Raw genomic sequence first — 25,686 nt, 5'->3', positions numbered from 1 at the left:
CCCTTGCGGAGGCAGCCGCTCCAGCCTGATATGCGCTCGCCGCACAAATTCGCCTCCGCCCGACGCGTCTCCCGCCTGCGTCAGTCCCAACGGCGATCAGCAGCGCCAGCTCAAACGGGGCATCCGTGCCAAAACTCTCCCTGCCGATCCGGCTTGCTCTTCTGGTCGCAGGGACCACACTGCCGCTCATCCTGTTCGCAGGCGGAATCGTCTTGCACAGCTACATGCAGGATCGCAGCGACGCCCGTCAGCGCGTGCTGGAGACGGTGCGCAGCATCCGGCTGACGCTCGATGCCGAAATGCAGCGCATGACTGGCGGCGTTCAGGTCCTGGCGCTGACCGATGCCCTGACCACCGGCGATTTCGAACGCTTCCGGCCGATCGCGACGGGCTTCCTCGAGCAGTACGGCAAGAACGGCACGATCGTGGTCGCCGACCGCAACGGACGCCAGCTGTTCTCGTCGGCGACGACGGATACGGCTCACCTGCCGACGCGCAACAACCGCGAGATCACCCGCCGCGTGTTCGAGACCCGGCAGCCGCAATATTCCGACCTGTTCTACGGCGTCGTGAAGAAGAGCCTGATCGTCACCGTCGAGGTGCCCGTCTTTCGCGACGGCGAGGTCGTCTATGACATCTCGTTCAGCCCGCCGATCGAGATGTTCCAGACCATCCTGGAAAAGCAGCGGCCGAATCCGGACTGGACCTTGTCGCTGCTCGACCGCCAGGCGACCGTCTTCGCACGCGTGCCAAATCCGGCGGAGACGATAGGCAAGCAGGCCTCGCCCTCGGTGTTTGATCGCATGCGCAGCGAGCAGGAGGCGACGCTGTCGAGCGTATCGCTCGAGGGCGTGCCGCTGCTGTCGAGCTTCACCCATTCCACCCTCACCGGATGGACCATCGGCGCCGGCATCGCCGAGGATTCGCTGGTTGCGCCGTTGTGGCGCAACCTCGCCGTCACCAGCCTGCTCGGCGGCATCATGCTGGCGATCGGTCTGGCCTTCGCGGTGCGGATGGCGACGACGATCGCGCGCGCCGAGATGCTGCACGACCTGCTGATCGAGGAGCTCAATCACCGGGTCAAGAACACGCTGGCGATCCTGCAGGCGATCGCGGTGCAGACCTTCCGCAGCGCCAGCCGCCTTGAGCGTGAGAAGTTCGAGGGCCGGCTCGGCGCGCTCGCCGAGGCGCATAATCTGCTCAGCAAGGAGAAATGGCAGGGTTCTGAGCTGCAGGACGTGATCGAGCGCGTGCTCAAGCCCTACCGCCTCAACACGCCCGACCGCATCAGGATCTCCGGCCCGAAGGTGGCGCTGTCGCCGCGGCTCGCCGTCGTGCTGTCGATGATCGTGCATGAGATCGCAACCAACGCCGCCAAATATGGTGCGTTCTCCAACGACACCGGCACGGTCGATCTGTCCTGGGAGCTGGCGAACGCGGCCGACGCGGCGAAGAAGCTGCCGGCACGGCTGCGGCTGGTGTGGCAGGAAACCGGCGGCCCGGTGGTCTCGGCGCCGATCCAGCGCGGCTTCGGCTCCCGCCTGATCGAGCGCAGCGCGCGCGATCAGCTCGGCGGCGAGGCCACGGTCGACTTCCTGCCGCCGGGCGTGGTCTACACCATCACCTGCAAGCTCGACGATTGAGCCGCGTCAGCCGAACCTCTGCAGCGCCGGGAACGTCTCGAGCAGCCAGATGCTGAAGGTCGAGACCGCGCCAGTGAGAAAGCCGATGCCGGTGGCGATCATCAGCACGCCCATCGCGCGCTCGATGTTCACGAGATGGCCACGCATGCGGATGAACAGCGCCGAGAACTGTTCGATCATGAACGCCGCGACCAGGAACGGAATGCCGAGGCCGGCGGAATAGACGGCAAGAAGCCCGGCCCCCTTGGCGACCGTCGTCTCCGCAGCTGCGATCGAGAGGATCGCCGCCAGGATCGGCCCGATGCACGGCGTCCAGCCGAAGGCGAAGGCGAGCCCCATGACATAGGCGCCCCACAGGCCGACCGGCTTGGGGATCGGCAGCCGCCCTTCGCGCATCAGGAACGAGATCCGCGTCAGGCCGAGGAAGTGCAGGCCCATCACGATGATGACGACGCCGGCGAGGATGGACAACTGCTCCGACCAGGCCCGGATCAGGCCGCCGATCAGCGAGGCGCTCGCCCCCAGCATCACGAACACGGTGGAGAAGCCCAGCACGAACAGTGCGGCCGAGATCATCACGGCGCGACGCGACGCGGCCGGAGGCTCGTCGCTCTCGATGTGCTCGATCGTGGCGCCGGTGAGATAGATCAAATACGGAGGAACCAGCGGTAGCACGCAGGGCGAAAGAAAACTGACCAAGCCAGCAATGAACGCGGCCGGAATCGATACGTTCTGGATCATGCGAGTCCCGCGATACGCCCCTCCAGGCGCAAGCCGGGGCACGACGCTTCTTGCCGCCGATGCGGGGAATACGCAACAGACGTGCCGAAGTTACGGCGGTCAACGATGATCACGGCCTGGGGGCTTTCGCCAGGATAGAGCCCGACGCCCCCGGATCGGGGCCTCATTGGCGAAGTCCCCCGCCCCGATAGGGAGTGTCGCCTCGCTTCAACCGGCTCGTCTGCGAGCCGGCGCGCGCCTCACCGTGGGATCACGACATATCACAAATGCGCCAAATGCACCCTTGTGCACACACCGAACTGTGCTATTTCACCACTCGAAGCAACGGTGGCCGGCGCTGACCTGGCTGCAGCTTCGCATCGCGCAGCTTGTCGGGATTGTCGGCTTGAACCATCTCATCGCAAAGCGATTTCAGATCGTCCTCGCTCAGACGGTTCAGCTTCATGCGCAGGTCGAGGATGGCAACCGAGACCAAATGCGCCGATTCGCGATTGCCCGTCGCCGCGAGCATGGCGCGGCACTGCTCGAGGGACGCAAGCACTGCAAGCATTTGTTCGTCTGAATTGGCCACAGGCGTCGTTTCCGTTCTAGTAGCGTGCGACGAGATGGAGCCGAGCAACTCCCGACTCGCGGATGGCTTCCAAATACGTCATGTCGTTGCTCCCCTGCGCTTTGCCGATGCGGCTCAGCCGAGCCATGCACCTACCCCCTGGGACGGCACGACGGCGTCCTGGCATGACGCAGGGTGAAGAGACATCACCGCTCCCCGGCATTCGATGAATTAGCGCCACGATCCGTTCATCACGATAGCATGACAACGGCCCATCTTCGAATACCATTTCATTGCGGTCGAGGCAAAAACCGTCGATCTTAGGTTCGACTCGCGTTAAGCGTGTCCCTGTCCTACATGATGTGTCAGACCGCGCATCTGCTGGCAGTAAGACCATGCTGCAGAGAACTGAAGGTGGCAGACTCATCGACCCTCGATCGCTCAACCAAATCATGGCACGAACGTGCCCTGCCCGTAATTTATCGGAATCACTCTAGCAGGCGGAGAGAGCTTGTATGCGCGTTGCGGCGGAACGGGGCGTTCCTCAGAAGGAACGCCGGGAACTAGCCGAGACCCCTGCGACGCTGGCACCAGGGGAGCACGGCGGCTCGTCTGCTGGGGCAGGATCGAGCATTGAACTGAGCCGAGAGAGTGGCGGCGCCAAGGGCGCAACGGCGAGCAAGCCGGCAAGAACTGCGACGGGCCGGGCCGCCCCGGCCAAGTCGACCGTGAGCAAATCGGCGCAGGCAAGCCTCACCGACTGGGATGCAGCGCGGATATTCCTCGAGGTTGTCAGGGCCGGCAGCTTTCGCTCCGCGGCCGAGCGGCTGACGCTCTCGATCAATGCCGTACGGCGACGCATCGATGATTTCGAGCGGCAGATCGGCGCGACGCTGTTCACGCGCGATGTCCACGGCGCTCGGCTGACCGACGAAGGCGCGCTGGTGGTCTCCGCCGTCGAGCACATGGAGGCCGCGTCATTCGAGTTGCTGCGCGCGGGCGATGGTCTCGCCGGCGCTGCGTCGGGCGAGGTCCGGGTCGCGGTGACCGAGGGGCTCGGCACGTTCTGGCTGGCGCCCCGGCTGGTCGAATTTCAGCAGAGCTTTCCCAACGTCATGGTCGATCTCTATTGCGCGATGCGCTCGGCCGACGTGTCGCGTCACGAGGCCGACGTCGCCATCCACCTCTCCCGGCCGGCGGCGCTCGACGTCAAGCTGGTCCGGCTTGGCCGCATGCACCTGATGTGCTTTGCGAGCGAGAAATATTTGGAGATATTTGGCATCCCAAAGACGATTGACGATCTCGTCAAACACCGCTTGGTTCTGCAGGTGGCGGACGAAGCCGCCGCCAATGCCGCCTTCGCCACCATCTTCCCCGGTTTCGAACAGCGGGACCTGATCGCGATGACCACCAATGTCTCGAGCGCCAATTACTGGGCCGTGGCGCACGGCGCCGGCATCGGGGTCTTCCCAACCTATGCGAGTGCCCTGGGCGGGAAGATCATACCACTGGAGGTTGACCTCAAGTGGTCCTACGACATCTGGCTGTCTTATCATGCCACCACCGGACGCATCCCTAGGGTGCGTCACATGATCGACTGGCTGGTCGAGGCTTTTAACCCTGGCAAATACCCGTGGTTTAAAGACGAATTCATTCATCCACAGCAACTTAAAACAGTATATATGGGTGAACCCCTGACCCATCTATTCGGGGGCTTTCCGATGGAAGGACGGTAAAATCAGTATGAACAAATCAGCGGCAAAGAAAATGAAGCAGCGCAGTGCGGGCAAGCCCGACATCGAGCTCGGCAAGCGGATTCGCCTGCGGCGTGTAGAGCAGAAGATCTCGCAGGCCGAGCTCGGCGAGAAGCTCGGCGTGAGCTTCCAGCAGGTCCAGAAGTACGAGAAGGGCGTCAACCGGGTCGGCGCTGCGCGTCTGCAGCAGATCGCCACCGCGCTCGACGTGCCTGTGACGTTCTTCTACGACGGCGACAGCAAGGCGCGCGAGGTCGAGAGCCTCCTGTTCCTGGACTCAGCCTTCAGCCTGCGGTTGCTGCGCGCCTACAGCAAGATCAAGGACCAGACCGTGCAACGTCAGCTGGTATCCTTGATGGAATCGATCGCAGCGAACGAAGAATAGGCAAGGCTGTCTGATCCGTCAGACAGGTCTGCCCGTGATGGATATGGGCCATCTTCGCTCGAGGGCGCAACTTGGGGGCGCCAGGCGCTCTGCCAGCTCGGGCGAGTTCACTGCCTCGGCTCAAGGCCGAGCGATCGGCGCGGCCGACACACCGGCCCTTCTCGTCCGCACAGCGATCGCTGCGCGGTCTGAGGCTTCGTCGCTTTTATAATCTCGTGCTCTCTGCCGTCATAGGAAGTGGCGGCATGCCGGCGTTTCGGTTCCGTCCGGCCGACGCTGATCATGAACGCTGCGCGTCCTCTCCTGGGCCACCCGTGCACAGGTCGAGAGCTCGGCCCGAACGTCCCTTTGCCTGCCCATCATGTCCTGAACTTGCATTGACGCCGTCACCGGCGCGGTGAACGATGCCGGCCGCCTGCCCTCCTGCGGACGGACCCACATGCCGACTATCTCCGAGCTCCCCACCACCTTCGCCGGGGACAAGATCCTCATGACCAGAGCGGGCGATGGCGTCGGCATCATCACCTTCAACAACCCGGACAAGCGCAATGCGATGTCGCTGGAGATGTGGGAGGGGCTTGGCCAGGCACTGGTCGCGCTGCGCGACGATGACGCGATCCGGGTCGTGGTGCTGACCGGCGCCGGCGGCAAGGCCTTCGTGTCCGGCGCCGACATCAGCCAGTTCGAGCAGAGCCGCCACAATGCCGCGGCCTCGGAGGCCTATGCCGAGCGAAGCGCCGCCCAGCGGGCGCTGCTCGCCGGCTACCCGAAGCCGACGATCGCCTGCATCAGCGGCTTCTGCCTCGGCGGCGGCCTGCAGATCGCGATGCTGACCGACATGCGCTTCGCCGCCGCGGACAGCCAGTTCGGCATCCCCGCCGCCAGGCTCGGCATCGCCTATGGCTATGACGGCCTGCGCAACCTGGTGTCACTGGTCGGCCCGTCGCAGGCGCGGCTGCTGCTCTATACGGGCCTGCGGATCGATGCCGCGGAGGCGCTGCGGATCGGCCTCGTCGACCGGATGATGAGCAACGACGAACTGCTGCCGGCCACGCTGGAGATCGCCCGCACCATTGCCGTCAATGCGCCGCTGGCGGTCAAGGCCGCCAAGATCACCATCGCCGAGGTGCTGAAGGACGAAAGCCGCCGCGACATGGAAGCCATCAAGCGGATCGGCGACATCTGCATGGATTCGGAGGATTTCCGCGAGGGCCGCCGCGCCTTCATGGAGAAGCGCAAGCCAGCCTTCAAGGGACTTTAGAGCGCCTCCAGCACCGCCCTGGTCACGTCGATCGTGCCGGCATTGCCACCGAACTCGAATGGCTTGAGGCCGGATGCGTAGACCTGGTCGACGGCCTGCTCGATCCGCTGGGCCGCCTCGGCTGCCCCCTCGATGCCATGGGTGTCCGCCAGCCAGTCCAGCATCATCGCGGCCGACAGGATCATCGCGGTCGGGTTGGCCTTGCCCTGCCCCATGATGTCGGGCGCGGTGCCGTGGCAGGGCTGGAACACGGCGTGGCGATCGCCGATGTCGGCCGACGGCGCCATGCCCATGCCGCCGACGAGACCGGCGGCGAGATCGGACAGGATATCGCCGAACATGTTCTCGGTGACCAGAACGTCGAAATCCCACGGGCGCTTCACCAGCATGAGCGCGCAAGCATCGATGTAGAGGCGGTCCGTCTTCACGTCCGGATGAAGTTGAGCGACCTCGTCGAAGATCTTACGGAAGTAGGCGAAGGCCTTGAAGACGTTGGCCTTGTCGACGCAGGCTAAAGTCCCCGAGCGGCCGCGCGCGCGGCGCCGGGCGGCGAGCTTGAAGGAGAAGTTGAACAGCCGCTCGGATGTCTTGCGGGTGATGACGAGGGTCTCGCGCGCCTCCTCATGCGTCACGACACCTTTGCCCATCGAAGCGAACAGGCCTTCGGTGGACTCGCGGATCACGACGAAGTCGATGCCGCGCTCGGCGGCGCCGACGATCGGACTCGGCACGCCCGGGATCAGCCGCGCCGGCCGCACGCCGGCATAAAGGTCGAAATGGAAGCGCAGCTCGATCTGCGGCGCGATCTCGGTGTTGTCGGGATAGCGCACCGACGGCAGCCCGCAGGCGCCAAGCAGGATCGCGTCCGCCTCTTCGCACAGCCGGATCGTGGAGTCGGCGATCGAGACGCCGGTCGCGAGATAGTTGTTCGCGCCGGCCTGGGCCTCGGTGAACCGGAACGACAGGCCGGCCTTGGCCTCGACCTTGCGCAGCACTTCGAGTGCCGGCGCCATGACTTCAGGACCGATGCCGTCGCCGGGGAGGACTGCGATGTGGAGTGCGTTGGTGGAGGGCATGCTTTTTTCTTCGTCACACGAGGGATTTAGCGCCGTCATTGCGAGCGAAGCGACTTGTCCGCCTTAGCCCGAAGGGCGACGGCGGAAGCAATCCAGGGCCCAGGTTGAGACTCTGGATTGCTTCGTCGCTTCGCTCCTCGCAATGACGATGGAGAGGGTGTGTCCTACGGCGTCAGCACGGCGCGGCCGACCAGCTGACCCTTCTGCAGCTCACGCAGGGCATCGTTGGCCTTGGCGAGCGGCATCGGCGTCACCGGGATCGGCGCGATGTGCTTGGCGCGGACGAGGTCGAGCAGCTCCTTTGTCTCGCGGAGATTGCCGACATAGCTGCCCTGGATCGTCACCGCCTTGATCGGAATGAGCGGCAGCGCCCACGGCGCGCCGCCGCCGAACAGGCCGACGATGACCAGCTTGCCGCCCTTGGTGAGGCAGTCGAAGCCCAGCTGCGCGGTGGCGGCATTGCCGACCAGGTCGATGACGGCCCGGATCGGCTCGCCTGCGGCCTTGTTCAGTTGCTCCAGCGCATCCGGCGCCTTGCCGTCGACCGCCGCCAGCGCGCCGGCCGCCAGCGCCGCCTCGCGCTTGCGCGCGTCGATATCGACCACGATCGCACCCTTGCCGCCCATTGCCTTCAACAGCGACAGCGCCATCAGCCCGAGGCCGCCGGCGCCGAAGATCACGATCGGCGTGTCGAAATCCTTCTCGACCTTCTTGAGCGCGCTGTAGGTCGTGACACCGGAGCAGGCGTAAGGCGCGGTCGTCACCGGATCGAGCCCCTTGAGATCGATCAGGTGGCGCGGATGCGGCACCGTCATGTGGTCGGCATAGCCGCCGTCGCAATAGACGCCGAGCGAGGCCGGCTTCAGGCACATGTTCTCGTCGCCGGCGAGACAAGTCGCGCACTTGCCGCAGCCGATCCAGGGATAGACCAGCACGACGTCGCCGACCTTCAGCCCGCCCTTCTCCGCCTCGGTGACCTCCGGCCCGAACGCCACGATCTCACCGGCGCTCTCATGGCCCATGGTCCGCGGCAGCGACACGCCGCGATCCTTGAGGGACAGCGGTTTGCGGCCGTGCCCGAGATCATAGCCGCCTTCCCAGATGTGCAGATCGCTGTGGCAGACGCCGGCCGCCTTCACCTTGATCAGCACCTGTTTGCCGAATGGTTGCGGTGTCGGCTCGTCGACCTCGGTCAGCGGCGCATTGAAATCGGTGACCTTGAAGCTCTTCATGGTTTCACTCCCGTAGTCCGGTGCGGGCGCGACCGGTGGCGCATCGACGGGACGAGCGGCGAGGCTGCGCGCGGCAACGTCGCCTTGGACCTCCTCCCCGGCATGAGCGCGTCCGGCTGGTCCGGACTGTTCTTGCGATATCGCGACATTGGCTGGAAACGCGAGGAGCGGCAAGGCTGCGCGCAGCGCCTGCGGTCATGGCAGCCCTGCAGCGTTTTGCCTCAGCGAGCTCAAGGTTTTGCAGCGTCGCCTACGCCAGCCCCCCGCAGGATTTCCACGGTGTGCTCTCCGAGGCTTGCGGCCCGCGGGCCGGCCGCAACCTTCGCTTCCGACATCCGAAACGGCAGGTTGACGACCTTGAAGCTGCCGGCTGCATCCTCCACATCGGCCAGCGCGCCGCGATGCGCGATCTGCGGATCAGCCAGCGCATCGGCCACGCTGCGGTAGGCCGAACTTGGCACGCCGCCCGCATTCAATGCCTCCAGGCATTGGGCGACGGTGAGCCGGCGCGACCAGGCTTCCACGCCATCCATCAGCGCCCCCCAGTTTGCCCGCCGGTCGGAATATTTTGCGAATCTGGGATCATCGACCCAGTCCGGATGGCCGATCGCGGTCATCAGGTTCTGGAACGTCTTCTCGCTGGCGATGGCGATCATCACATAGCCGTCGCGACACTCCGCCGGGCCGAAGGTCGGCCGCGACGGCTGCGCGACGGGAAATTGCGACCATTGGATCTCGTTCAGTGTCAGGCTCAGCATCGATTCCAGCATCGAGCAGTCGATGTGCTGGCCGCGCCCGTTGCGTTCGCGCTGATACAGAGCGGAGGCGATGGCGCCGAACGCGTAGGTCCCGGTGACGACGTCGGCATGGTAGATGCCGCAATAATCGGGTCGGCTGCGCCCCGGCTGGTAGGCGAGATGCGCCATGTCGTAGCCCGAAGCCGCATGGATCACCGGGGCGTAGGCCGGGAGTTCCGCCGATGGGCCAGTCTGGCCGTAGCCCGAGATCGAGCAGTAGATCAGCCGCGGATTCAGCGCGCTCAAGGCCGCATAGTCCAGCCCGAGCCGCTGCATCACTCCAGGGCGGAAGTTCTCAACCAGGATATCGGCCGATGCGACCAGCCGACGCACCGCGGCGACACCGTCGCGCGACTTGAGGTCGAGCACGACGCTCTTCTTGCCGACGTTGAGCTGACCGAAAGCGGTAGAGCAGCCATGACGCATCGGAGGCCGGGTGCGCATGGTTTCACCTTCGACTGACTCGATCTTGATCACCTCCGCTCCCATATCGGCAAGCATGCGGGCACAGTGCGGGCCGGCGATGGTGGTCGAGAAGTCGAGGACGCGCAGTCCCTCGAAACATCCTGTCAAACGGCTCTCATCGTTTCCCACTAGACTCACCCTGGCAGCTCCCTGGTTTGAACTCTTCTCGCTCGGCACCGAGGCCGAAGGTCCGCTTTGCCGTCGCGGATTCACAAAGCGTAAGCCATCGATCGTTGTGCAGGTCGTTTCTAGATCGAACCATTCGATGTCGAAAGCGTTTGGCGTCCCGCCGCGGTGCGGCAGCGCCTTTCTTCATGACTGAATTTGGACCTTTTCTTGCATAGGACGAACATGGGGCTTGATCGAGGACATCTCTTGCGGGTTCTGTTCGTTACGACCGAAATGGACGATTTCGTCCGGGTGGGCGGACTGGCTGCCGTTTCGGCGGCACTTCCCCGGGCGCTGCGCTCACACACCGATGTCAGGATCATGCTGCCCGGCTACCGGGACGTGATCGAGCAACTCACTCACATCGAGATCGTCGGCCACTGCGCGCCCCTGGCAGAGATGCCGGGCTGCGCCCTGGGGCGGTCGTCGACCCGCGACGGCCTGCCGGTCTACGTCCTGCTCTGCGACGAGCTCTACGACCGGCCGGGCAACCCCTATGGCGACGAAAGCGGGCAGGACTGGGCGGACAACGACATCCGCTTCGGCCGTCTCGCCGCCGCCGCCGCCGAGTTGGCGGCGGGCACGCTGGACAAGAACTGGGCAGCCGATCTGGTCCACGCCAATGATTGGCAGGCCGCATTGGTGCCGGCCTATCTGGCGTGGCGCGGGGTCGACGTACCGTCGATCCTGACCATCCACAACCTCGCCTATCAGGGCCTGTTCCCGCGCGAGTCGCTGCGCCGGATCGGCGCCCCCGAATCCTCGTTCCACATCGACGGTCTGGAGTTCTACGACAAACTGTCCTTTCTCAAGGGCGGTCTGATCTATGCGTCGCATCTCACCACGGTCAGCTCGACCTATGCCCAGGAGATCACGACGCCCGAGCTCGGCTGCGGGCTGGAGGGCCTGCTCCGGCAGCGCTCCAATGCCGATGAGCTGACCGGCATTCTCAACGGCATCGACGAGAGCTGGGATCCCCGCTACTGCCAGCAGCTGGCGCAGCCCTTCGCCGCGGGCGACTGGAAGGGCAAGAAGGCCAACGCCGACTACGTCCGCAAGCAGTTCGGCCTCGCCGTGTCGCGCGGTCCGATGTTCGGCATCGTCGCGCGCCTCGTCCATCAGAAAGGCATCGACCTGGTGCTGGAAGCCGCCGATGAGATCGTCGGCGCCGGCGGCCAGATCGTGGTCACCGGCACCGGCGAGCCCGCCATCGAGCGCGCGCTGATGGAGGCCCACCGCCGCCGGCCGGACGCGATCGGGGTCGCCATCGGCTTCAACGATGCACAGGCGCGGCGCATCTTCGCCGGCAGCGACTTCACCCTGATGCCGTCGCGCTTCGAGCCATGCGGCCTGAGCCAGATGTATGCCCAGCGCTTCGGCTCGCTGCCGATCGGCCACCAGACCGGCGGCCTCGCCGAGACCATCACAGATGGCGAGACCGGATTCCTGTTCGAGAAGCCGTCGGCGGAATCCTTCCTCGGCGGGGTTAAGCGCGCGTTTTCGGCGTTCACCAGCACCGAACGGCTGAACGAGATGCGGCTGTCGGCGATGGCACGCTCATTCAGCTGGAACCTGTCGGCCGCCTGCTACAACGCACTGTACCGGAAGATGCTGGCGTCGTAGCCCGCTTGAAAGGCTGGCTTCTTACGCTGCGCGGACCGCTTCCAGGAAGCTGCCGACCTCCCGCTTGAGGCGGTTGGAATCTCCAGCCAGCGACTTGGCCGACGACAGCACCTCGGCGGAGGCCGAGCCGGTCTGCGAGGCGCCGCGCTGCACGTCCGTGATGTTGGACGAGACCTGCTGGGTGCCGTGGGCGGCCTGCTGCACGTTGCGCGAGATTTCCTGCGTTGCCGCGCCCTGCTCTTCGACCGCCGCCGCAATGGCTGCTCCGATCTCGGCAAGCCGCTCGATCGTCGAGCTGATCGCCTGGATCGAATTCACCGATTCCTGCGTCGCGGCCTGCACGCCCGAGATCTGCTGTGAGATCTCCTCGGTCGCCTTCGCCGTCTGTTCCGCGAGCGCCTTCACCTCGGTCGCAACCACCGCGAAACCGCGGCCGGCGTCGCCGGCGCGCGCCGCCTCGATGGTGGCGTTGAGTGCGAGGAGATTGGTCTGTCCGGCAATGCTGTTGATGAGCTCGACGACGTCGCCGATGCGGGCTGCGGCCTGCGACAACTCGGCGACGCGCCCATTGGTCTGGCGCACCTGCTGCACGGCGTCGCCGGCCATGCGGGCCGACGCCTGGACCTGACGGCTGATCTCGGTCACCGACGAGGAGAGCTCCTCGGTGGCGGAGGCGACCGACTGAACGTTGGCGGACGCTTCCTCCGACGCAGCCGCCACCACCGTGCTGAGCTCCTGCGAGCGGCTAGCGGTGTTTGTCAGCATGTCCGCCGACGTCTCGAGGCCCGAGGCCGCCGACGACACGGTGTTGACGATGTCGGCAATCGTCGACTCGAAGTTGCGCGTCAGCGCATCCAGCCGCTGGGCCCGATCGATCTGCGCCTGCGCGTCGCGCTGCGCGGCCTCGTCCGAGGCCTTCTTGGCGATCAGCGCGTCCTTGAAGATCTTCAGGGCGCGCGCCATCGCGCCGATCTCGTCCTTGCGGGACTCGTTCGGAATATCGGCGCTCAGCTCGCCATTGGCGAGGCGCAGGGTCACGCCGGTCAGTCCGACCAGCGGGCCGATGACGCCGCGGACGACGCCGATGACCACGGCGACCGACACGATCGCCACCAGCAGCAGAACGCCGAGCGCGATGAACAGCCGCAGCCGCGCCGCGCCGATCGCCTGATCGATGGCCTGATGCGCGGACTTCAGCGCCGCATCGCGCAGCACGATGACGTTGTTCAGCATCGGCGTGGTCCAGCGGCCCCATTCCTCAGCCGTGACCGGCGACGGCTGTCCGTCGCGCCCCGCCGTGACGATCTGACGGTAGCGCTGTTCGCCAGCACCCATCAGGGTCGTGCGCACGTGCTCCAGCGCGGCGGACACCTCCGGCGTATTGCGAACGCTGCGCGCCGCGAGCTCGATCTGCTGCCACAGCAGGGTCACCTGTCCGCTCTGCTCGGTCACCTCGGCAAGACGCGCCGGGGTCCAGCTGACGTTCTGGATGAAGAAGCGCAGCACGGCGGAGCGCGCGCCGTTGATCGTGCGCATCGATTGCGACAGCTGCGCAAGCTGGGCCGAAGGCAACAGGTTCTCGACCTCGCCGCCGGCCCCCGACAGCTCGATCGCGGTCTCGTCGATGGCGGCATTCAGGGACTCGGCCGCCCGACCGAGGCCATCCGTGGTCGTCGCCTGGATGTTCGCCGGACGTTGCGCGGCCGGAAGCGGTACAGCGTTGCGCGCCGCCGAACGGACGCCACGCAGTGTCGTCGCTGCGGCATCGATGTTGGTGGTCGGCAGGCCCGCAACTTGCGCGGCGGCCTTGGCCCGTGCCAGCGACTCGTCCGTCGTGGCGATGGCCTTGTCGAGCTTGGCGACATCATCCGCCGACGCGGACCCGGCCGCCGCGAGCAGATTCCACTGGCCGCGCTCGAGCGGGATCTGCGCATTGACCTTCAGTGCCAGCTCGAAGGCGTCCAGAACCTGCTCCGCCCGCTCGCGCTTGCGCAAGTCGCCCCACCCGCTCCATGCGAGCGCAAAGGCGAAGGCCATCGCGAAGAAGCCGGTCAGCAGATTGCCGGCAAGAATTTTCCATTTGAGACTGACCGCACCGGTCTCCGGCTTGATCGTCTCATTCTGCAGCACCGAGCGCTCGGACATCGGCCGTTCCCAATCAAATATCGCTGCCCGGCCGGTCACGCTCGCGTCGGCCGATACGCGCTGGCGCAGCGGCCTCCGGCGACGTCCCCGCGCGGTCGGCAAACACGAATCGCGGCGATGCTGCCGCGCCATAATGATTAAGAACGAATGGCGACTAATCCCTTAAACTGAGCTGATCCGAGCGGTATCTGAATGCCGCGATACCGCGCCAATCGGATCGACTCGGCTCATCGGGCCCTCTACTCCGCAGCCGCTGCAAGCGTGACCGAGGGATCGTGCAACACCACGCCGGAGAGCGGATCGTGCTCGCCCGACCAGGGCCTGCGCTGCAGGACCGATCGCGTGTGCTGATAGCCCGCAGTCCAGCGCGCGATGATGCCTCGCTCGGTGAAATCGATATCCTTGGTATGGCTCTCGCGAGCGAGTTGCGGGGCCAGCAGCCGGACGACATGCATCCGCGTCTGGCAACCGTGACTGACAAGATCGCGGATCGCCGGATCATTGCGGGCCGACTCCGGCAAATGAACCGCAAGCTGATTGATGATATGCCGCAGCCGATGCGTCTGCTGCTGGCGCGCGATATGGCTCGAGATCCGGCTCGAATATTGCGCGTCCTTGTGGCGGTTGAACACCTCCGCCATGGTCGTCGGCTCGGCTCCCTCGGGATTCCACAGATGCACGGCGAAGATCAGCGAGTCCTTTCGCGGATTGTCGTCGAACACGACCTCGGTCGGCGTGTTCGACAGGATGCCGCCGTCCCAATACAGTTCGCCATCGATGCGAACTGCCGGAAACGCGGGAGGCAGCGCGCCCGATGCCAGGATGTGGCGGACATCCAGCACCTCGTCGCGACTGTCGAAATAGCTCATCCGGCTCGTCCTGACATGCGCCGCCCCGACCGTGAGGCGTAGACCGCCATTGTTGAGACGATCGAAGTCGACGAGCTCCTGCAGCGTTTCGCGCAGCGGAGCGGTCGAGTAATAGCCGGCCTGCTCGGCACCGAGCGGATAGGACTCCCCGGCATGCGCCAGGGCGTTGGGACGGAAGAAGCCCGGAATCCCATGCGTCACGGTCGTCCAATAGGACAGCCGCTCGTTGAAATCCGGAAAGGCCGTGCGCACTGTCCAGGCTGGCCGCCGGTGCATCCGCTTCCAGAACTCCCGCAGCCGCGTCATGCGCTCCTGCACCGGGCTGCCGGCGATGAGAGCGGCATTGATGGCGCCAATCGATGTCCCGATCACCCAGTCCGGCTCCAGACCAGCCTCGTGCAGCGCCTGATAGACGCCGGCCTGGTATGAACCGAGCGCACCACCGCCCTGCAGGACGAGAACCACCTGCCCAGGCAGCCTGCTGCGATCGATCATCGCGCACATCGTGTCGTCGACGTCGGCCATGTCTCCCTCCTCATGTCTCCCTCCTGATGCATTGTCCTGTTCGCAGTTTTCCCGTCGCTGTTACATCGCCCAACCGTCAATGTGCGGTCCAACCACCATCGACCGGCAGGGCAACACCGGTGATCGATGCGGCGGCATCGCTGGCGAGAAAGACGGCGAGCGCACCGATCTCCTCCACCGTTGCAAAGCGCTTGTTCGGCTGTTGCGCCAGCAGGACATCGCGGATGACCTGATCGCGGGAGATGCCGTGCGCCCTGGCCTGTCCGTCGATCTGCGCCTCGACCAGCGGCGTGTAGACGTAGCCTGGACAGATCGCATTGCAGGTGATGCCGATCTCGGCCGCCTCCAGCGCCGCGACCTTGGTCAAGCCGATGATGCCATGCTTGGCAGCGACATAGGCCGATTTGAACGGCGACGCGACGAGGCCATGCGCCGAGGCGATGTTGATGATGCGACCGAAGCTATTCCGCCGCATCGACGGCAGTGCCAACCGCATCGTGTGGAACGCCGACGAGAGATTGACCGCAACGATGGCGTCCCACTTTTCGACGGGAAACTGCTCGAGCGGCGCGACGTGTTGAATGCCGGCGTTGTTGACCAGGATGTCGATACGGCCAAATTCCTGCAGGGTACCGGCCATCATGCTCGCGATCGCTTCCGGCTGCGTCATGTCGGCCGCAGCATAGCCGGTGCGAACACCGAACTCCGCAGCGATCTGCGACCTGATGCGGCCGATCTCCTCGGGAGCTCCGAAGCCGTTCAGCATGACGTGCGCCCCGGCACCGGCAAGTGCCTGCGCAATCCCCAGACCGATGCCGCTGGACGAGCCGGTGATCACCGCCACCCTGCCGGACAACGGAGGTAATGTGGATCGGGCTTTCAGTGAATCTACAGCCATGGCGTCGCCTTCGTCCGAGCAGTTGAGCCCCGTGCCTGCACAAATTGCCGGGCCGCCATGACCAATGGAAATGCCGTTTGGCTCGCCACACGATAGGTGCTCGCTATCGCAATCGCTGGTGCCAAGCCCCGCTTGGTAGGATATTGCACCCGGGACGTCAGCCCGATCGAACGGAGCACCTCGATGGAAATGCATCAGGTTCGGTATTTTCTTGCCGTTGCCCGGCTGCTGCACTTCACGCGCGCGGCCGAGGAATGCAACGTGACGCAGCCGTCGCTGACGCGTGCGATCAAGCAGCTCGAAGCCGAGCTCGGTGGCGACTTGTTCCGGCGTGAGCGGCCGGCCGCGCAACTCACCGAGCTCGGCCAGCGCATGCATCCACTGCTGAAGCAATGCTACGAGGCTGCCGTTGGCGCGCGAACCCTCGCCTCGTCCTTCAAGAGCGGAGAGCTCGGCACGCTCCGGATCGCGCTCGCCGACTCGGTCGACCTTGCGCTGCTGATCCCGCTGCTCGATCAGCTGCAGCGCCAGTTCAACCAGCTCGAGCTCAGGTTTCTACGCGGCAGCAGCCGCATGATCGCAGAGCATCTGAAGAGCGGCGAAGCGGAGCTCGGCATCGCCTCGGAGATCGACGAGACCTGGGATCGGCTGGATGTCTGGCCTCTCTTCACGGAGGACTTCGCGCTCGCCGTGAGCAGCCGGCACCGGCTGGCCGGGCAGGATCCGATCGCGATCGATGATCTGGGCGGTGACGCGTTGCTGTGCCGCAACTATTGCGAACATGCGGACAGGTTGCGCACGCTGCTCCGCGAACGCGGCGTCGACCTCGGACGAACTCATGATGTCCACTCCGAACGCGACCTGATCGCGCTGATGGAAGCCGGAGTCGGCATCGGTGTGGTGCCGCAAACGACCACGCTGCCGGAGACCCTGCATCGGGCCACCGTCGACGGACTCGACGTGCGGCGCACCGTTCATCTCTACGGCGTTGCTGGCCGTGAACGCACGGCGGTTGCCTCGACCGTGATGCGCATGCTGCGCGGCAGGAACTGGCAGGAATGGCTCGCTCAGCTGTCCTGAGCCGCGGCCTGGCGAAGCGCTTCGACCAGATCGTCGATTTCCATCCGCTTGCGGAAATCGGGATCGACGAAACGCGCCTTTACGAGACCGTCACGCCCGACCACGAAGGCAGCCGGAATGGGCAACACCCAGCCGTCATTGCCGTGGAAGCTCGCCAGGTCCTGGTGCGCCAGTAGTTGCTGGATCTCACGACCAAGCCAGATCGCGAGGTTGAGCGACAAGGCATAGCCGTTGTCGAGGTCCGTCAACACAGGGAAGGTGGCGCCGGCGTCCGATTTGAACTGCTGCGTGAACGCCTGCAGCTCCGGCATGATCGCGACGATCGCGCCGCCCGCGGCGTCGATGCGCTCCTGCGCCTTGATCACCGCGCGAACGTTGAGCCGGCAATAGGGGCACCAATGGCCGCGGAAGAACATCACGGCGACCGGCCCCCGGACGAGGCAGGATTGCAGGCTCACTAGCCGGCCAGCCTCATCGGGCAGGACGAATGGCGGCATCGTCTCACCGGGCCGCGGCGCAGTCTCGCCGCCGCCGTTGTCTCCGAGCCGCGCCACCAGGCGGTCGACGGCGGATGCGTAGGCCGGAAAGATCTCGCGACCCGCAGCGGCATAGGCCTCGAGCTGCTGACGCAGGGTGCCCTGCATCTCCCTGCATTGCAGGAAGGCCTGTCTGAGCCGCTCGGCATCCGCGGGTGAAAGCACTGTCATGAGCAGCTCCGGCAGGTTCAGGACCCCAACCATGATAGTTTCCCGGGCAAGCCGACCACAAGGGCGGCCTGCCCGACCGTCGCGCTCAGGGCCGATAGAAATTGCCGGTGGGATCGAGCATGCCGGACGCCGAATAGAGCTGCCCGTCGCTCATGAAGAAGACGGTGTTGTTCGGCACCTTCCTGGCGTGGCGCATCATGGCCCGATGATTGGCGTCGCCGGCGGCCATCGTCATCATGCTGGTCTTGCCGGCGCTGTAGACATAGGCCATGCCGGGCGCGAGATCGAGACCGCCTTGCGCGATGGCTGCGGTGGCAGAGACCGCGACCACGGCCGCGGCGATCAAGGTCTTGGACAGGCGGGTCATGGATATCTCCTCCTCATGAATGCTGTCGCCCGTCATCGGGCGTCCGCATTACAAGCGCGACCTGCTCTGCTTGAGAAATGCCGTTGTCCAATCGCGAGGATAGCGTCCGCCTATCGATAGCGGCGGTCTATCGGCTCCAGAGAAAGGATGCATTTCCATCATGTCCCCTGCTCCCCGATGGTGCGCCTCGCGATGCCCGCTCGGCGCGGGCCGCTGTTCCATCAGAGGAGACAATGACATGTTGATGCAGATCGCACCTACACGCGCGCGCCGCCTGAGCGCTGCTTTCGTCCTGGCCGTTGCTACGACGGTGATCGCGGCGTCCGGCGCCCGCGCCGGCGAGTGTCCGGCCGACAAGATCAAGGCCGGCGTACGTGAGAAAGCCGACGTCAAGGCGGTCGGCGTTACCGACGTCACGCTTGGCGCGATCGATCTCGCCAAGCAGCCCGCCAATATCAAGGACCGCGAGTTGCGCTTCCGCAAGCTGACCATCGCGCCCGGCGGCATCGTGCCGTGGCACAGCCATGACGATCGCCCGGCGCTGATCTTCGTTCAGCAGGGCGAGATCATCGAATATGCCAGCAACTGCGCCGAGCCGATCCTGCACAAGGCCGGCGATCTGAGAGCCGAGGTGTTCGGCACGTCGCATTGGTGGAAGAACGACGGCAAGGAGACGGTCATCCTCTATGTCGGCGACGTTCGCAAGGATCCGCACGATCACAACATGTAGATCGCGGGCCTCCGCCAGCCGCCTTCGGATCGCCCCCTTCAGGCAGGCGATCCGGATGCGGCCGCGTTGCCTGTGGAGCCGAGGAGATTGCCATGACGGATCTGTCCGCACGGTTGCCGATTGGAGCCGCCGATGTGAATGCACGAAGGGCGGCGCGGCGCGCGGTCCTGGTCGGCCTGCTCGCCTTTTTCAGCCTCGTCGATCTGTTCGCGGCGCAGGCGATGCTGCCGGTCCTCGCGCGCTACTATCAGGTCAGCGCGGCCGAGATGGGGCTTGCCGTCAACGCCTGCACGCTGGGAATGGCGATCGCGAGCCTGGTCATCGGCCTGCTCAGCCCGCTGATCGATCGCCGGATCGGCATCGTCGCCAGCCTTGCCCTGCTCGCCGGCTTCACCGCCTTGCTCGGCAGCGCGCCCGACCTGACGGTGTTCGCAGGCTTGCGCATCCTGCAGGGCCTGTGCATGGCCTCGGCGTTCGCCCTCACCCTTGCCTATCTCGGCGAGCAGTGCACCGCCAGCGAGGCCGGCGGCGCCTTCGCGGCCTATATCACCGGCAACGTCGCCAGCAATCTGGTCGGGCGCCTGCTCTCGGCCGGTCTCACCGGTGCCCTGGGCCTCAAGCCGACCTTCTACGTCTTCGCCGCGCTCAATGTCTGCGGCGCCCTTCTCGCCGCATTCGCGGTCGGAGGCGCGGCCATGCGTGCGCAGGGAACGATGCGGCTGCGCGGCGGGGCCATCGCCGATCACCTGCGCGACCGCCGGCTGCGCGCGGCCTTCGGCGTCGGCTTCTGCGTCCTGTTCGCCTTCATCGGCGCCTTCACCTTCGTGAACTTCGTGCTGGTGCGACCGCCGCTGTCGCTCGGCATGATGGAGGTCGGACTGGTGTATTTCGTCTTCCTGCCCTCGATCGTCACCACGCTGCTCGCCGGCCGGACGGTCGCAAGGATTGGCACACAGGGCGCGATCTGGGGCGCACTCGCAACCGCAGGCCTCGGCCTCGTCCTGATGCTGTCGTCACAGCTCGGGGCGGTGCTCGCCGGCATGGTGCTGGTCGGAGCGGGCACGTTCTTCGCCCAGGCCGTGACCACAGGTTTCGTCGGAAAGACCGCCGCCCACGATCAGGGCGTTGCAAGCGGTCTTTACCTCGCCAGCTATTTCGCCGGCGGCATCATCGGAACGGCCGTGCTCGGCCAGTTGTTCGACCGGTTCGGCTGGACGGCTTGCGTGGCAGGCATCGCCGCCGCGCTCGCGGTCGCGGGATACCTGGCGCGTCGGATGACGCTGCCAGGCGTTCAGGACCGGCTCGGCGCGGCCTCGGGCTGAGCCGGCGGGGCCTGCTCATCGTCGTCGGCGATGGCGCGCCAGGCCGCCCCTTCGAGATCCTCATACTGGCCGCTCTTCAGCGACCAGAGAAAGCCGACCAGGCCGGCAAGGCCGAGCGCCAGAGCGAGCGGGACGAGAATGATCATCACTTCCATGACGCGGCCTCCCCGGCCACCTTGCGGGCACGCAGCGCATTCAGCATGACGATGATCGACGAGCCGGACATCGCGGCTGCCGCGATCAGCGGGGTGACGACGCCGCTGATCGCAAGCGGCACCGCCAGGGCGTTATAGCCGACTGCGAGCCACAGATTCTGCCGCATCAGATGCAGCGCCTTGCGCGCGTAGTCGATCGCGGCCAGCACCGGCGCCAGGGGACGACCGAGGAAGACGAGATCGGCGGTGGCCTGGCTCAGATGCGCGGCCGAGATCGGCGACATCGAGACGTGCGCGGCGGCGAGCGACGGCGCGTCGTTCATGCCGTCGCCGACCATCATGACCTTGACGCCCGCGCGCTTCAGCTCCTCGATGCGCGCGATCTTGTCGGCCGGCGTGACGCCGGCGCGCCACTCGCCGATGCCGAGCGCCTTGGCGGCCGCAGCCACCGCCGCCTCGCGATCGCCCGAGAGGATCTCGACCTTGATGCCGCGCCGCTGCAGGCCGGCGACGATCTTGGCGGCGTCGGGGCGCAAGCCCTGCCGCACCGAGAACAGGTACTTGCTGTCGCCGCGGCTGAAGGCCACCACCGAGGCCTCGGGATCGACGCTGCCGGTCTGCGCAACCAGCGCCTCGGCGCCGCAGAAGGTTGGACGTCCCAGCCTGATCTCGACGCCGTCAACGACGGCGCGGACACCCTGGCCCGGCTCCTCGACCGCGCCCATCAGCGGCGACCGCGCATTGGCGGCCTGGGCCACCGCCGCGGCCACCGGATGATGGCTCGACAGCGCTAGCTGGCCGGCCAGCGCGAACACATCTGCAGGGATGTCGGCGGCGTTGACGACCTCGAGCTCCGGCAGCGTCAAGGTGCCGGTCTTGTCGAAGATGACGTGATCGGCCTCGGCGAGGCGCTCGATCGCATCGCCCGCATTGAGCAGCACGCCGGACTTGAACATCGCGCCCGACGCCACGGTCTGCACGGTGGGAATCGCGAGCCCGAGGGCGCAGGGGCAGGTGATGATCAGCACGGCGATGCCGGTGACGATGGCGTCGTGCCAGCTCGCGCCCATCAGCACCCAGCCGAGCACGGTGAGCGCAGCGGTCGCATGCACCACCGGCGCATACAGCCGCGAGGCGCGGTCGGCGAGGCGCATGTAGCGCGAGCGGGCCTGCAGCGCGTTGTCGAGCAGGCGCGTGATCTCGGCGAGCAAGGTGCCCTCGGCCGCGGCCGACACCCGGACGCGCAGCGTGCCGGAAATGTTGAGCGAACCGGCATAGACCGCGGTGCCCTGCTCGGCCGGCACGTACAGCGTCTCGCCGGTGATCAGGCTCTGGTCGATCTCGGAGCGGCCCTCGACCACGACGCCGTCGACAGCGCAGCGCTCGCCGGGCCGCAGCAGCACGAGATCGCCGGCGCGAACGGCGGCGACCGGTACCTCCGAAATCTCGTCGGGGCCGATGAACTTGGTCGCGGTCTCCGCCTTCAGCGCGGCGAGATTGCCGGCGACGGCGCGAGTCCGCCGCCGCATGTTCTGGTCGAGATAGCGGCCGACCAGCAGGAAGGTCAGCAGCATGATCGCGGCGTCGAAATAGGCGTGCTCGGCGTGGTGGAAGGTCTCGACGACCGACATGCCCAGCGCCAGGATCACGCCGATGCAGATCGGCACGTCCATGTTGACGTTGCCGCTCTTGAGCGCGCGCCATGCCGAACGGAAGAACGGCTGGCCGGCATAGGCCGCGGCCGGCAATGCGATGACGGCCGACAGCCAGTGGAAGAAGTCGCGCTGCTCCGGCAGCATGTCGCTGACATTGCCGGACCACACCGGGATCGACAGCATCATCACGTTCATGGTCGCGAACGCGGCGACGCCGAGACAGCGCAGCAGGAAGCGCGATTCCTCGGCCTCGGTGGCCTCGGCGCTTGCCTTCTCGAACGGATAGGCCTTGTAGCCGAGCTCGGCGAGGCGGTCGATGAACTTGGCCGGATCGAGCGTGCCCTGCTTCCATTCCAGCGCGACGCGGCGGTCGGTCAGGTTGACCCGCGCGAGCGTCACGTCGGGCAGTGCCGAGAGGCCGCGCTCGATCTTGGCCATGCAGCCGGCGCAGCTGACACCCTCGACCGCGAGGTCGATGTGCTTCAGGCCGGCGCCGAGATCCTTGACGTAATGGGAGAAGTCACGCGTCACATGCATGATCGGAAGTCCCTTCAGTTCAGCAGCACGCGGTTCTTCGACATGAACAGGCGGCGGCCGCTGGAATCACCTTCGAGCACGAGGTCCCACTGGCCCGGCGCGATCGCCTCCGCCGTGCCGCGATAGATGCCGATGCCGACCTCGGCGAGGGCGACGTCCTGATCGGCGCGCTTGTCGGCGGGACGCTCGAGCCGGCCCTGGAAGGTCAGGCCCGAGACGGGATTGCCGCTCGCGTCGCGCGCGTTGACCTGCAGGATGGCGGCGCCGCCGGCGCCACGCTCGATATGCGCCTCGACCTGCCACCGCCGCGCCTCCTGGGCGCGCGCCGCCGCGATCTCCTTCTCGTAGCCGAGGCTGGCGCTGTAGGCGCTGTCGACCTCGGTGCCCGGCAGGGTCGAGATCGCCATCTTCATCATGTAGACGTTGACGCCGATCACGGTCCCGAAGAAGGCGAGGAGCATCGCGAGCACCATGCCTCCGGTCAGCTGGAAAGAAGGATTGGAACGGCTGGCCATTGACAGGCTCCTTAGCTCTACGGGCTGACGAAATTGTCGGTGGCGGAGGCGACGACGCCGAGACCGATATCCGTCACATGGAACTTCACTGGGATGGACTTCGCGGGATTGTTCTCCTCGGGAGCGGTCACCAGGAGGCGCAGCTCCTCGGTCTGGTCGCGCCCGATCACGATCATCGGCCGGTCCGGCGTCACCGAATCCGCACCGACGACGTGGACGGTCGAATTGGCAGGCCCCTCGATGTCGATGGCGATGACGCGATCGAAGCCGTGCTTGTTGAGGACGCGCACCGTATAGGCATTGCGGATCGAGCCGTCGGACAGCTTGATCGCGATCGGATTGCGATCGTGCAGCACGTTAACCTCGAGCAGCGACCGGGTCGCGAGCTTGTAGACCATGGCGCCGCCGACCACGGCGATGATCGCGGCATAGACGATGGTCCGCGGGCGCACGAGCTTGTAGATCGGCGGCTTGCCTTCCTGTCGACGATGGATGTTGATGTCGTTGTCATAGCCGATCAGCCGCGTCGGGCGGCCGATCTTGGTCATGACGGTATCGCAGGCGTCGATGCAGAGGCCGCACTGGATGCAATCCATCTGGGCGCCGTCGCGGATGTCGATGCCGGTCGGGCATACCGCCACGCATTGCTTGCAATCGATGCAGTCGCCGGCCGGCTGGCCGAGCGCGCGCAATTCGGCGGCCTTCTTGACCGACATGCGGCTCTCGCCGCGGTCATAGCGGTAGGTGACGTTGAGCGCCCATTCGTCGGTCAGCGCCGCCTGGATGCGCGGCCACGGGCACATATAAACGCAGACCTGCTCGCGCATGAAGCCGGCGAGCGTGTAGGTCGTCGCGGTCAGGATCGCGATCCAGACATAGGCGAGCATCGGCCCCTGGAAGGTGATGAGATCCTTCACGAGCGTCGGCGCATCGCTGAAATACAGCACCCAGGCGCCGCCGGTCCACCACGCGATCATCAGCCAGATCGAATGCTTGAGCACGAGCTCCGAAATCCGCTCCAGCTTCATCGGGTCGCCGGAGGCATCCTTCTTCATGCGCTCCCGCCGGTCACCCTCGATCAGGCGCTCGACGGCATAGAACAGGTCGGTCCACACCGTCTGAGGGCACAGATAGCCGCACCAGATACGGCCGCCGATCGCGTTCATCAGGAACAGGCCGATGGCGGCGATGATCAGGAGGCCGGTGAAGTAGTACACCTCCTGCGGCCACAGCTCGATGAAGAAGAAATAGAAGCGGTGGTTCGAGAAGTCGATCAGCACCGCCTGGTCGGGCGCGCCGAGGCCGCGATTCCAGCGCACGAACGGCAGGAAATAATAGACGCCGAGGCAGAAGCCCATCAGGCCCCATTTGATCCGGCGGAAAGTGCCCGAGACGCTCTGCGGATAGACCTTCTTGTGCGCAGCATAGAGCGGACCGTAATCGTCCACGGGCTGCAGGTCCTGAGGCTTCAGGTCGTCCGGTCTTACCGTCTGGTTCATGGCTGGCGGATCATGGCTGGGGGTCTTCTCGCAGTTGCGGCCGAAGGTATGTCCACCTCCGGCCGCTCAGTTGATCCAGCTCAATCGAAGGGAAAGTTCCGTTGGATTTCCGTTACTTTCCGCCACCGAGCGAGTGGACATAGACCGCCATCGCCTTGATCGTGGTCGGGTCGAGACGGCCCTCCCAGGCCGGCATGACACCGGCGCGACCATTGGTGATGGTCTCGATCAAGGTCGCCTCGTCGGAGCCGTACAGCCAGATCTTGTCCGTGAGGTTCGGCGCGCCGAGCTCCGGATTGCCCTTGGCGTTGTCGCCATGGCAGGCCACGCAGTTCTCGGCGAAGACCTTGGCGCCGGCCTTGGCGTCATAACCCGGCCGGGTCGGCAGGCCCGCCAGCTCGCGGACGTAGTTGGCGACCGTGACGATCTCCGCCGGCTTCAGGACACCGTCCTTGCCGAAGGCGAGCATCTGGCCCTCGCGCGTCTTCGGGTGACCCGAGCGCACGCCGTACAGCAGGGTCTGCTGGATCTGCTCCAGCGAGCCGCCCCACAGCCAATCGTCGTCGTTCAGGTTCGGGAAGCCCTTGGCGCCGGCCGCGCCGGTCCCGTGGCAGGCGGCGCAGTTGTCGCCGAACACGGTCTTGCCCTTGGCACGCGCCAGGGCCAGCATCGCCGGATCCTTCTCGATGTCGGCGAGCGAGGCGGTCGCGAGCGCCGCCATCTTGGCGCCGCGGATCTTCTCGAGATTGGCAAGCTCGACCCCCACGTCCGCACGGGACGAGTAGCCGAACAGGCCCTGAGTGTTGCTGGAGATGGTCGGCCAGGCCGGATACACGATCCAGTAGCCGATCGCCCAGACGATGGTGATGTAGAAGGTGATCACCCACCACCGCGGCAGCGGGGTGTTGAGCTCCTTGATGCCGTCCCAGGCGTGGCCGGTGGTGGGGGTGCCGGAGACACTGTCGACTTCGGTATGGTCAGCCATGA

23 protein-coding genes are annotated in these 25,686 nt (G+C 65.8%); 8 read left to right on the top strand and 15 right to left on the bottom strand.

What is annotated here, in order from left to right; genetic code table 11:
- Positions 1 to 125 precede the first annotated feature (125 nt).
- Positions 126 to 1,643 carry a sensor histidine kinase gene (locus tag QX094_RS23495; protein WP_315715724.1) on the top strand — a complete coding sequence of 506 codons (1,518 nt, stop codon included), beginning with the start codon at positions 126 to 128 and terminating at the stop codon, positions 1,641 to 1,643.
- 6 nt (positions 1,644 to 1,649) lie between these two features.
- Here the strand turns inward: QX094_RS23495 and QX094_RS23490 are convergent, their stop codons facing one another.
- Both QX094_RS23490 and QX094_RS23485 read right to left on the bottom strand, forming a co-directional pair.
- Positions 1,650 to 2,384 carry a cytochrome c biogenesis CcdA family protein gene (locus tag QX094_RS23490; RefSeq protein ID WP_315715723.1) on the bottom strand — a complete coding sequence of 245 codons (735 nt, stop codon included), beginning with the start codon at positions 2,382 to 2,384 and terminating at the stop codon, positions 1,650 to 1,652.
- Between the two features lie 304 nt (positions 2,385 to 2,688).
- Positions 2,689 to 2,934, bottom strand: coding sequence for a hypothetical protein (locus QX094_RS23485; RefSeq protein WP_315737708.1), 246 nt, complete (start codon positions 2,932 to 2,934; stop codon positions 2,689 to 2,691).
- A gap of 515 nt (positions 2,935 to 3,449) precedes the next feature.
- Between QX094_RS23485 and QX094_RS23480 the strand changes: the two genes are divergently transcribed.
- The 3 genes from QX094_RS23480 to QX094_RS23470 all read left to right on the top strand — a co-directional run bounded on the left by QX094_RS23480 (position 3,450) and on the right by QX094_RS23470 (position 6,334).
- Positions 3,450 to 4,670 carry a LysR family transcriptional regulator gene (locus tag QX094_RS23480; protein ID WP_315715722.1) on the top strand — a complete coding sequence of 407 codons (1,221 nt, stop codon included), beginning with the start codon at positions 3,450 to 3,452 and terminating at the stop codon, positions 4,668 to 4,670.
- A gap of 7 nt (positions 4,671 to 4,677) precedes the next feature.
- Positions 4,678 to 5,073, top strand: coding sequence for a helix-turn-helix domain-containing protein (locus tag QX094_RS23475; RefSeq protein ID WP_015668220.1), 396 nt, complete (start codon positions 4,678 to 4,680; stop codon positions 5,071 to 5,073).
- Between the two features lie 439 nt (positions 5,074 to 5,512).
- Positions 5,513 to 6,334 (top strand): enoyl-CoA hydratase, encoded by an 822-nt coding sequence (locus QX094_RS23470; RefSeq protein ID WP_315715720.1) that lies wholly within the window; start codon positions 5,513 to 5,515, stop codon positions 6,332 to 6,334.
- On the opposite strand, the gene QX094_RS23465 is transcribed toward QX094_RS23470, so the two are convergent.
- The 3 genes from QX094_RS23465 to QX094_RS23455 all read right to left on the bottom strand — a co-directional run bounded on the left by QX094_RS23465 (position 6,331) and on the right by QX094_RS23455 (position 9,940).
- A complete protein-coding gene (locus QX094_RS23465) occupies positions 6,331 to 7,410 on the bottom strand; it encodes an isocitrate/isopropylmalate dehydrogenase family protein (protein WP_315715719.1) in 1,080 nt (359 codons plus the stop codon). The two genes, QX094_RS23470 and QX094_RS23465, sit on opposite strands and share 4 nt — an antisense overlap.
- 164 nt (positions 7,411 to 7,574) lie before the next feature.
- The gene (locus QX094_RS23460; RefSeq protein WP_315715718.1) at positions 7,575 to 8,642 is read right to left on the bottom strand and encodes an alcohol dehydrogenase; all 1,068 of its coding nucleotides are present in this window, start codon (positions 8,640 to 8,642) and stop codon (positions 7,575 to 7,577) included.
- A gap of 230 nt (positions 8,643 to 8,872) precedes the next feature.
- The gene (locus QX094_RS23455; protein ID WP_409977934.1) at positions 8,873 to 9,940 is read right to left on the bottom strand and encodes a CaiB/BaiF CoA transferase family protein; all 1,068 of its coding nucleotides are present in this window, start codon (positions 9,938 to 9,940) and stop codon (positions 8,873 to 8,875) included.
- Positions 9,941 to 10,279: 339 nt separating this feature from the next.
- Between QX094_RS23455 and glgA the strand changes: the two genes are divergently transcribed.
- A complete protein-coding gene (gene glgA / locus QX094_RS23450; protein WP_315715717.1) occupies positions 10,280 to 11,695 on the top strand; it encodes a glycogen synthase GlgA in 1,416 nt (471 codons plus the stop codon).
- A gap of 21 nt (positions 11,696 to 11,716) precedes the next feature.
- Here the strand turns inward: glgA and QX094_RS23445 are convergent, their stop codons facing one another.
- From QX094_RS23445 to QX094_RS23435, 3 genes are all read right to left on the bottom strand, one after another.
- Positions 11,717 to 13,840, bottom strand: a complete 2,124-nt coding sequence (locus QX094_RS23445; RefSeq protein ID WP_315715716.1) for a HAMP domain-containing methyl-accepting chemotaxis protein — start codon at positions 13,838 to 13,840, stop codon at positions 11,717 to 11,719.
- Between the two features lie 239 nt (positions 13,841 to 14,079).
- A complete protein-coding gene (locus tag QX094_RS23440; protein ID WP_315715715.1) occupies positions 14,080 to 15,234 on the bottom strand; it encodes a patatin-like phospholipase family protein in 1,155 nt (384 codons plus the stop codon).
- Positions 15,235 to 15,310: 76 nt separating this feature from the next.
- Positions 15,311 to 16,132, bottom strand: coding sequence for a 3-hydroxybutyrate dehydrogenase (locus tag QX094_RS23435; protein WP_315715714.1), 822 nt, complete (start codon positions 16,130 to 16,132; stop codon positions 15,311 to 15,313).
- A gap of 183 nt (positions 16,133 to 16,315) precedes the next feature.
- Here QX094_RS23435 and QX094_RS23430 point away from each other — a divergent pair, with 183 nt between their 5' ends.
- On the top strand, positions 16,316 to 17,212 hold the full coding sequence (locus QX094_RS23430) for a LysR family transcriptional regulator (protein WP_315715713.1): 897 nt from the start codon (positions 16,316 to 16,318) through the stop codon (positions 17,210 to 17,212).
- Here QX094_RS23430 and QX094_RS23425 read toward each other — a convergent pair.
- Both QX094_RS23425 and QX094_RS23420 read right to left on the bottom strand, forming a co-directional pair.
- On the bottom strand, positions 17,200 to 17,919 hold the full coding sequence (locus tag QX094_RS23425; RefSeq protein ID WP_315715712.1) for a peroxiredoxin-like family protein: 720 nt from the start codon (positions 17,917 to 17,919) through the stop codon (positions 17,200 to 17,202). The two genes, QX094_RS23430 and QX094_RS23425, sit on opposite strands and share 13 nt — an antisense overlap.
- Before the next feature lie 85 nt (positions 17,920 to 18,004).
- Positions 18,005 to 18,286: a hypothetical protein gene (locus tag QX094_RS23420; RefSeq protein ID WP_315715711.1), complete on the bottom strand. Its 282-nt coding sequence runs from the start codon at positions 18,284 to 18,286 to the stop codon at positions 18,005 to 18,007.
- A gap of 244 nt (positions 18,287 to 18,530) precedes the next feature.
- Here QX094_RS23420 and QX094_RS23415 point away from each other — a divergent pair, with 244 nt between their 5' ends.
- Both QX094_RS23415 and QX094_RS23410 read left to right on the top strand, forming a co-directional pair.
- Positions 18,531 to 19,016: a cupin domain-containing protein gene (locus QX094_RS23415; RefSeq protein WP_409977935.1), complete on the top strand. Its 486-nt coding sequence runs from the start codon at positions 18,531 to 18,533 to the stop codon at positions 19,014 to 19,016.
- A gap of 92 nt (positions 19,017 to 19,108) precedes the next feature.
- On the top strand, positions 19,109 to 20,338 hold the full coding sequence (locus QX094_RS23410) for an MFS transporter (RefSeq protein ID WP_315715709.1): 1,230 nt from the start codon (positions 19,109 to 19,111) through the stop codon (positions 20,336 to 20,338).
- Here QX094_RS23410 and ccoS read toward each other — a convergent pair.
- From ccoS to ccoP, 5 genes are all read right to left on the bottom strand, one after another.
- Positions 20,308 to 20,493: a cbb3-type cytochrome oxidase assembly protein CcoS gene (gene ccoS / locus QX094_RS23405; protein WP_315715707.1), complete on the bottom strand. Its 186-nt coding sequence runs from the start codon at positions 20,491 to 20,493 to the stop codon at positions 20,308 to 20,310. The genes QX094_RS23410 and ccoS overlap by 31 nt on opposite strands.
- Positions 20,484 to 22,685 (bottom strand): cation-translocating P-type ATPase, encoded by a 2,202-nt coding sequence (locus QX094_RS23400; protein ID WP_315715706.1) that lies wholly within the window; start codon positions 22,683 to 22,685, stop codon positions 20,484 to 20,486. Before QX094_RS23400 ends, ccoS begins: the two co-directional genes overlap by 10 nt.
- 14 nt (positions 22,686 to 22,699) lie before the next feature.
- A complete protein-coding gene (locus tag QX094_RS23395) occupies positions 22,700 to 23,200 on the bottom strand; it encodes a FixH family protein (RefSeq protein ID WP_315826421.1) in 501 nt (166 codons plus the stop codon).
- A 17-nt stretch (positions 23,201 to 23,217) separates the two neighbouring features.
- Positions 23,218 to 24,699, bottom strand: a complete 1,482-nt coding sequence (ccoG, locus tag QX094_RS23390; protein ID WP_316164331.1) for a cytochrome c oxidase accessory protein CcoG — start codon at positions 24,697 to 24,699, stop codon at positions 23,218 to 23,220.
- Between the two features lie 112 nt (positions 24,700 to 24,811).
- Positions 24,812 to 25,684, bottom strand: a complete 873-nt coding sequence (ccoP, locus tag QX094_RS23385; RefSeq protein ID WP_316164330.1) for a cytochrome-c oxidase, cbb3-type subunit III — start codon at positions 25,682 to 25,684, stop codon at positions 24,812 to 24,814.
- Positions 25,685 to 25,686 lie beyond the last annotated feature (2 nt).

Origin of the sequence: Bradyrhizobium sp. SZCCHNS1050, from assembly GCF_032484785.1 — a bacterium.
GTDB lineage: Bacteria > Pseudomonadota > Alphaproteobacteria > Rhizobiales > Xanthobacteraceae > Bradyrhizobium.
Note: the sequence above shows the minus strand (reverse complement) of the source record. Positions and strands in the feature narration are given on the sequence as shown.

Bases quoted from the DNA above. Each gene is read 5' to 3' on its own strand.
- QX094_RS23490 (WP_315715723.1), bottom strand. From the start codon at position 2,384: ATGATCCAGAACGTATCGATTCCGGCCGCGTTCATTGCTGGCTTGGTC.
- QX094_RS23485 (WP_315737708.1), bottom strand. From the start codon at position 2,934: ATGCTTGCAGTGCTTGCGTCCCTCGAGCAGTGCCGCGCCATGCTCGCG.
- QX094_RS23480 (WP_315715722.1), top strand. From the start codon at position 3,450: ATGCGCGTTGCGGCGGAACGGGGCGTTCCTCAGAAGGAACGCCGGGAA.
- QX094_RS23475 (WP_015668220.1), top strand. From the start codon at position 4,678: ATGAACAAATCAGCGGCAAAGAAAATGAAGCAGCGCAGTGCGGGCAAG.
- QX094_RS23470 (WP_315715720.1), top strand. From the start codon at position 5,513: ATGCCGACTATCTCCGAGCTCCCCACCACCTTCGCCGGGGACAAGATC.
- QX094_RS23465 (WP_315715719.1), bottom strand. From the start codon at position 7,410: ATGCCCTCCACCAACGCACTCCACATCGCAGTCCTCCCCGGCGACGGC.
- QX094_RS23460 (WP_315715718.1), bottom strand. From the start codon at position 8,642: ATGAAGAGCTTCAAGGTCACCGATTTCAATGCGCCGCTGACCGAGGTC.
- QX094_RS23455 (WP_409977934.1), bottom strand. From the start codon at position 9,940: ATGCTTGCCGATATGGGAGCGGAGGTGATCAAGATCGAGTCAGTCGAA.
- QX094_RS23445 (WP_315715716.1), bottom strand. From the start codon at position 13,840: ATGTCCGAGCGCTCGGTGCTGCAGAATGAGACGATCAAGCCGGAGACC.
- QX094_RS23440 (WP_315715715.1), bottom strand. From the start codon at position 15,234: ATGGCCGACGTCGACGACACGATGTGCGCGATGATCGATCGCAGCAGG.
- QX094_RS23435 (WP_315715714.1), bottom strand. From the start codon at position 16,132: ATGGCTGTAGATTCACTGAAAGCCCGATCCACATTACCTCCGTTGTCC.
- QX094_RS23430 (WP_315715713.1), top strand. From the start codon at position 16,316: ATGGAAATGCATCAGGTTCGGTATTTTCTTGCCGTTGCCCGGCTGCTG.
- QX094_RS23425 (WP_315715712.1), bottom strand. From the start codon at position 17,919: ATGACAGTGCTTTCACCCGCGGATGCCGAGCGGCTCAGACAGGCCTTC.
- QX094_RS23420 (WP_315715711.1), bottom strand. From the start codon at position 18,286: ATGACCCGCCTGTCCAAGACCTTGATCGCCGCGGCCGTGGTCGCGGTC.
- QX094_RS23415 (WP_409977935.1), top strand. From the start codon at position 18,531: ATGCAGATCGCACCTACACGCGCGCGCCGCCTGAGCGCTGCTTTCGTC.
- QX094_RS23410 (WP_315715709.1), top strand. From the start codon at position 19,109: ATGACGGATCTGTCCGCACGGTTGCCGATTGGAGCCGCCGATGTGAAT.
- ccoS (WP_315715707.1), bottom strand. From the start codon at position 20,493: ATGGAAGTGATGATCATTCTCGTCCCGCTCGCTCTGGCGCTCGGCCTT.
- QX094_RS23400 (WP_315715706.1), bottom strand. From the start codon at position 22,685: ATGCATGTGACGCGTGACTTCTCCCATTACGTCAAGGATCTCGGCGCC.
- QX094_RS23395 (WP_315826421.1), bottom strand. From the start codon at position 23,200: ATGGCCAGCCGTTCCAATCCTTCTTTCCAGCTGACCGGAGGCATGGTG.
- ccoG (WP_316164331.1), bottom strand. From the start codon at position 24,699: ATGAACCAGACGGTAAGACCGGACGACCTGAAGCCTCAGGACCTGCAG.
- ccoP (WP_316164330.1), bottom strand. From the start codon at position 25,684: ATGGCTGACCATACCGAAGTCGACAGTGTCTCCGGCACCCCCACCACC.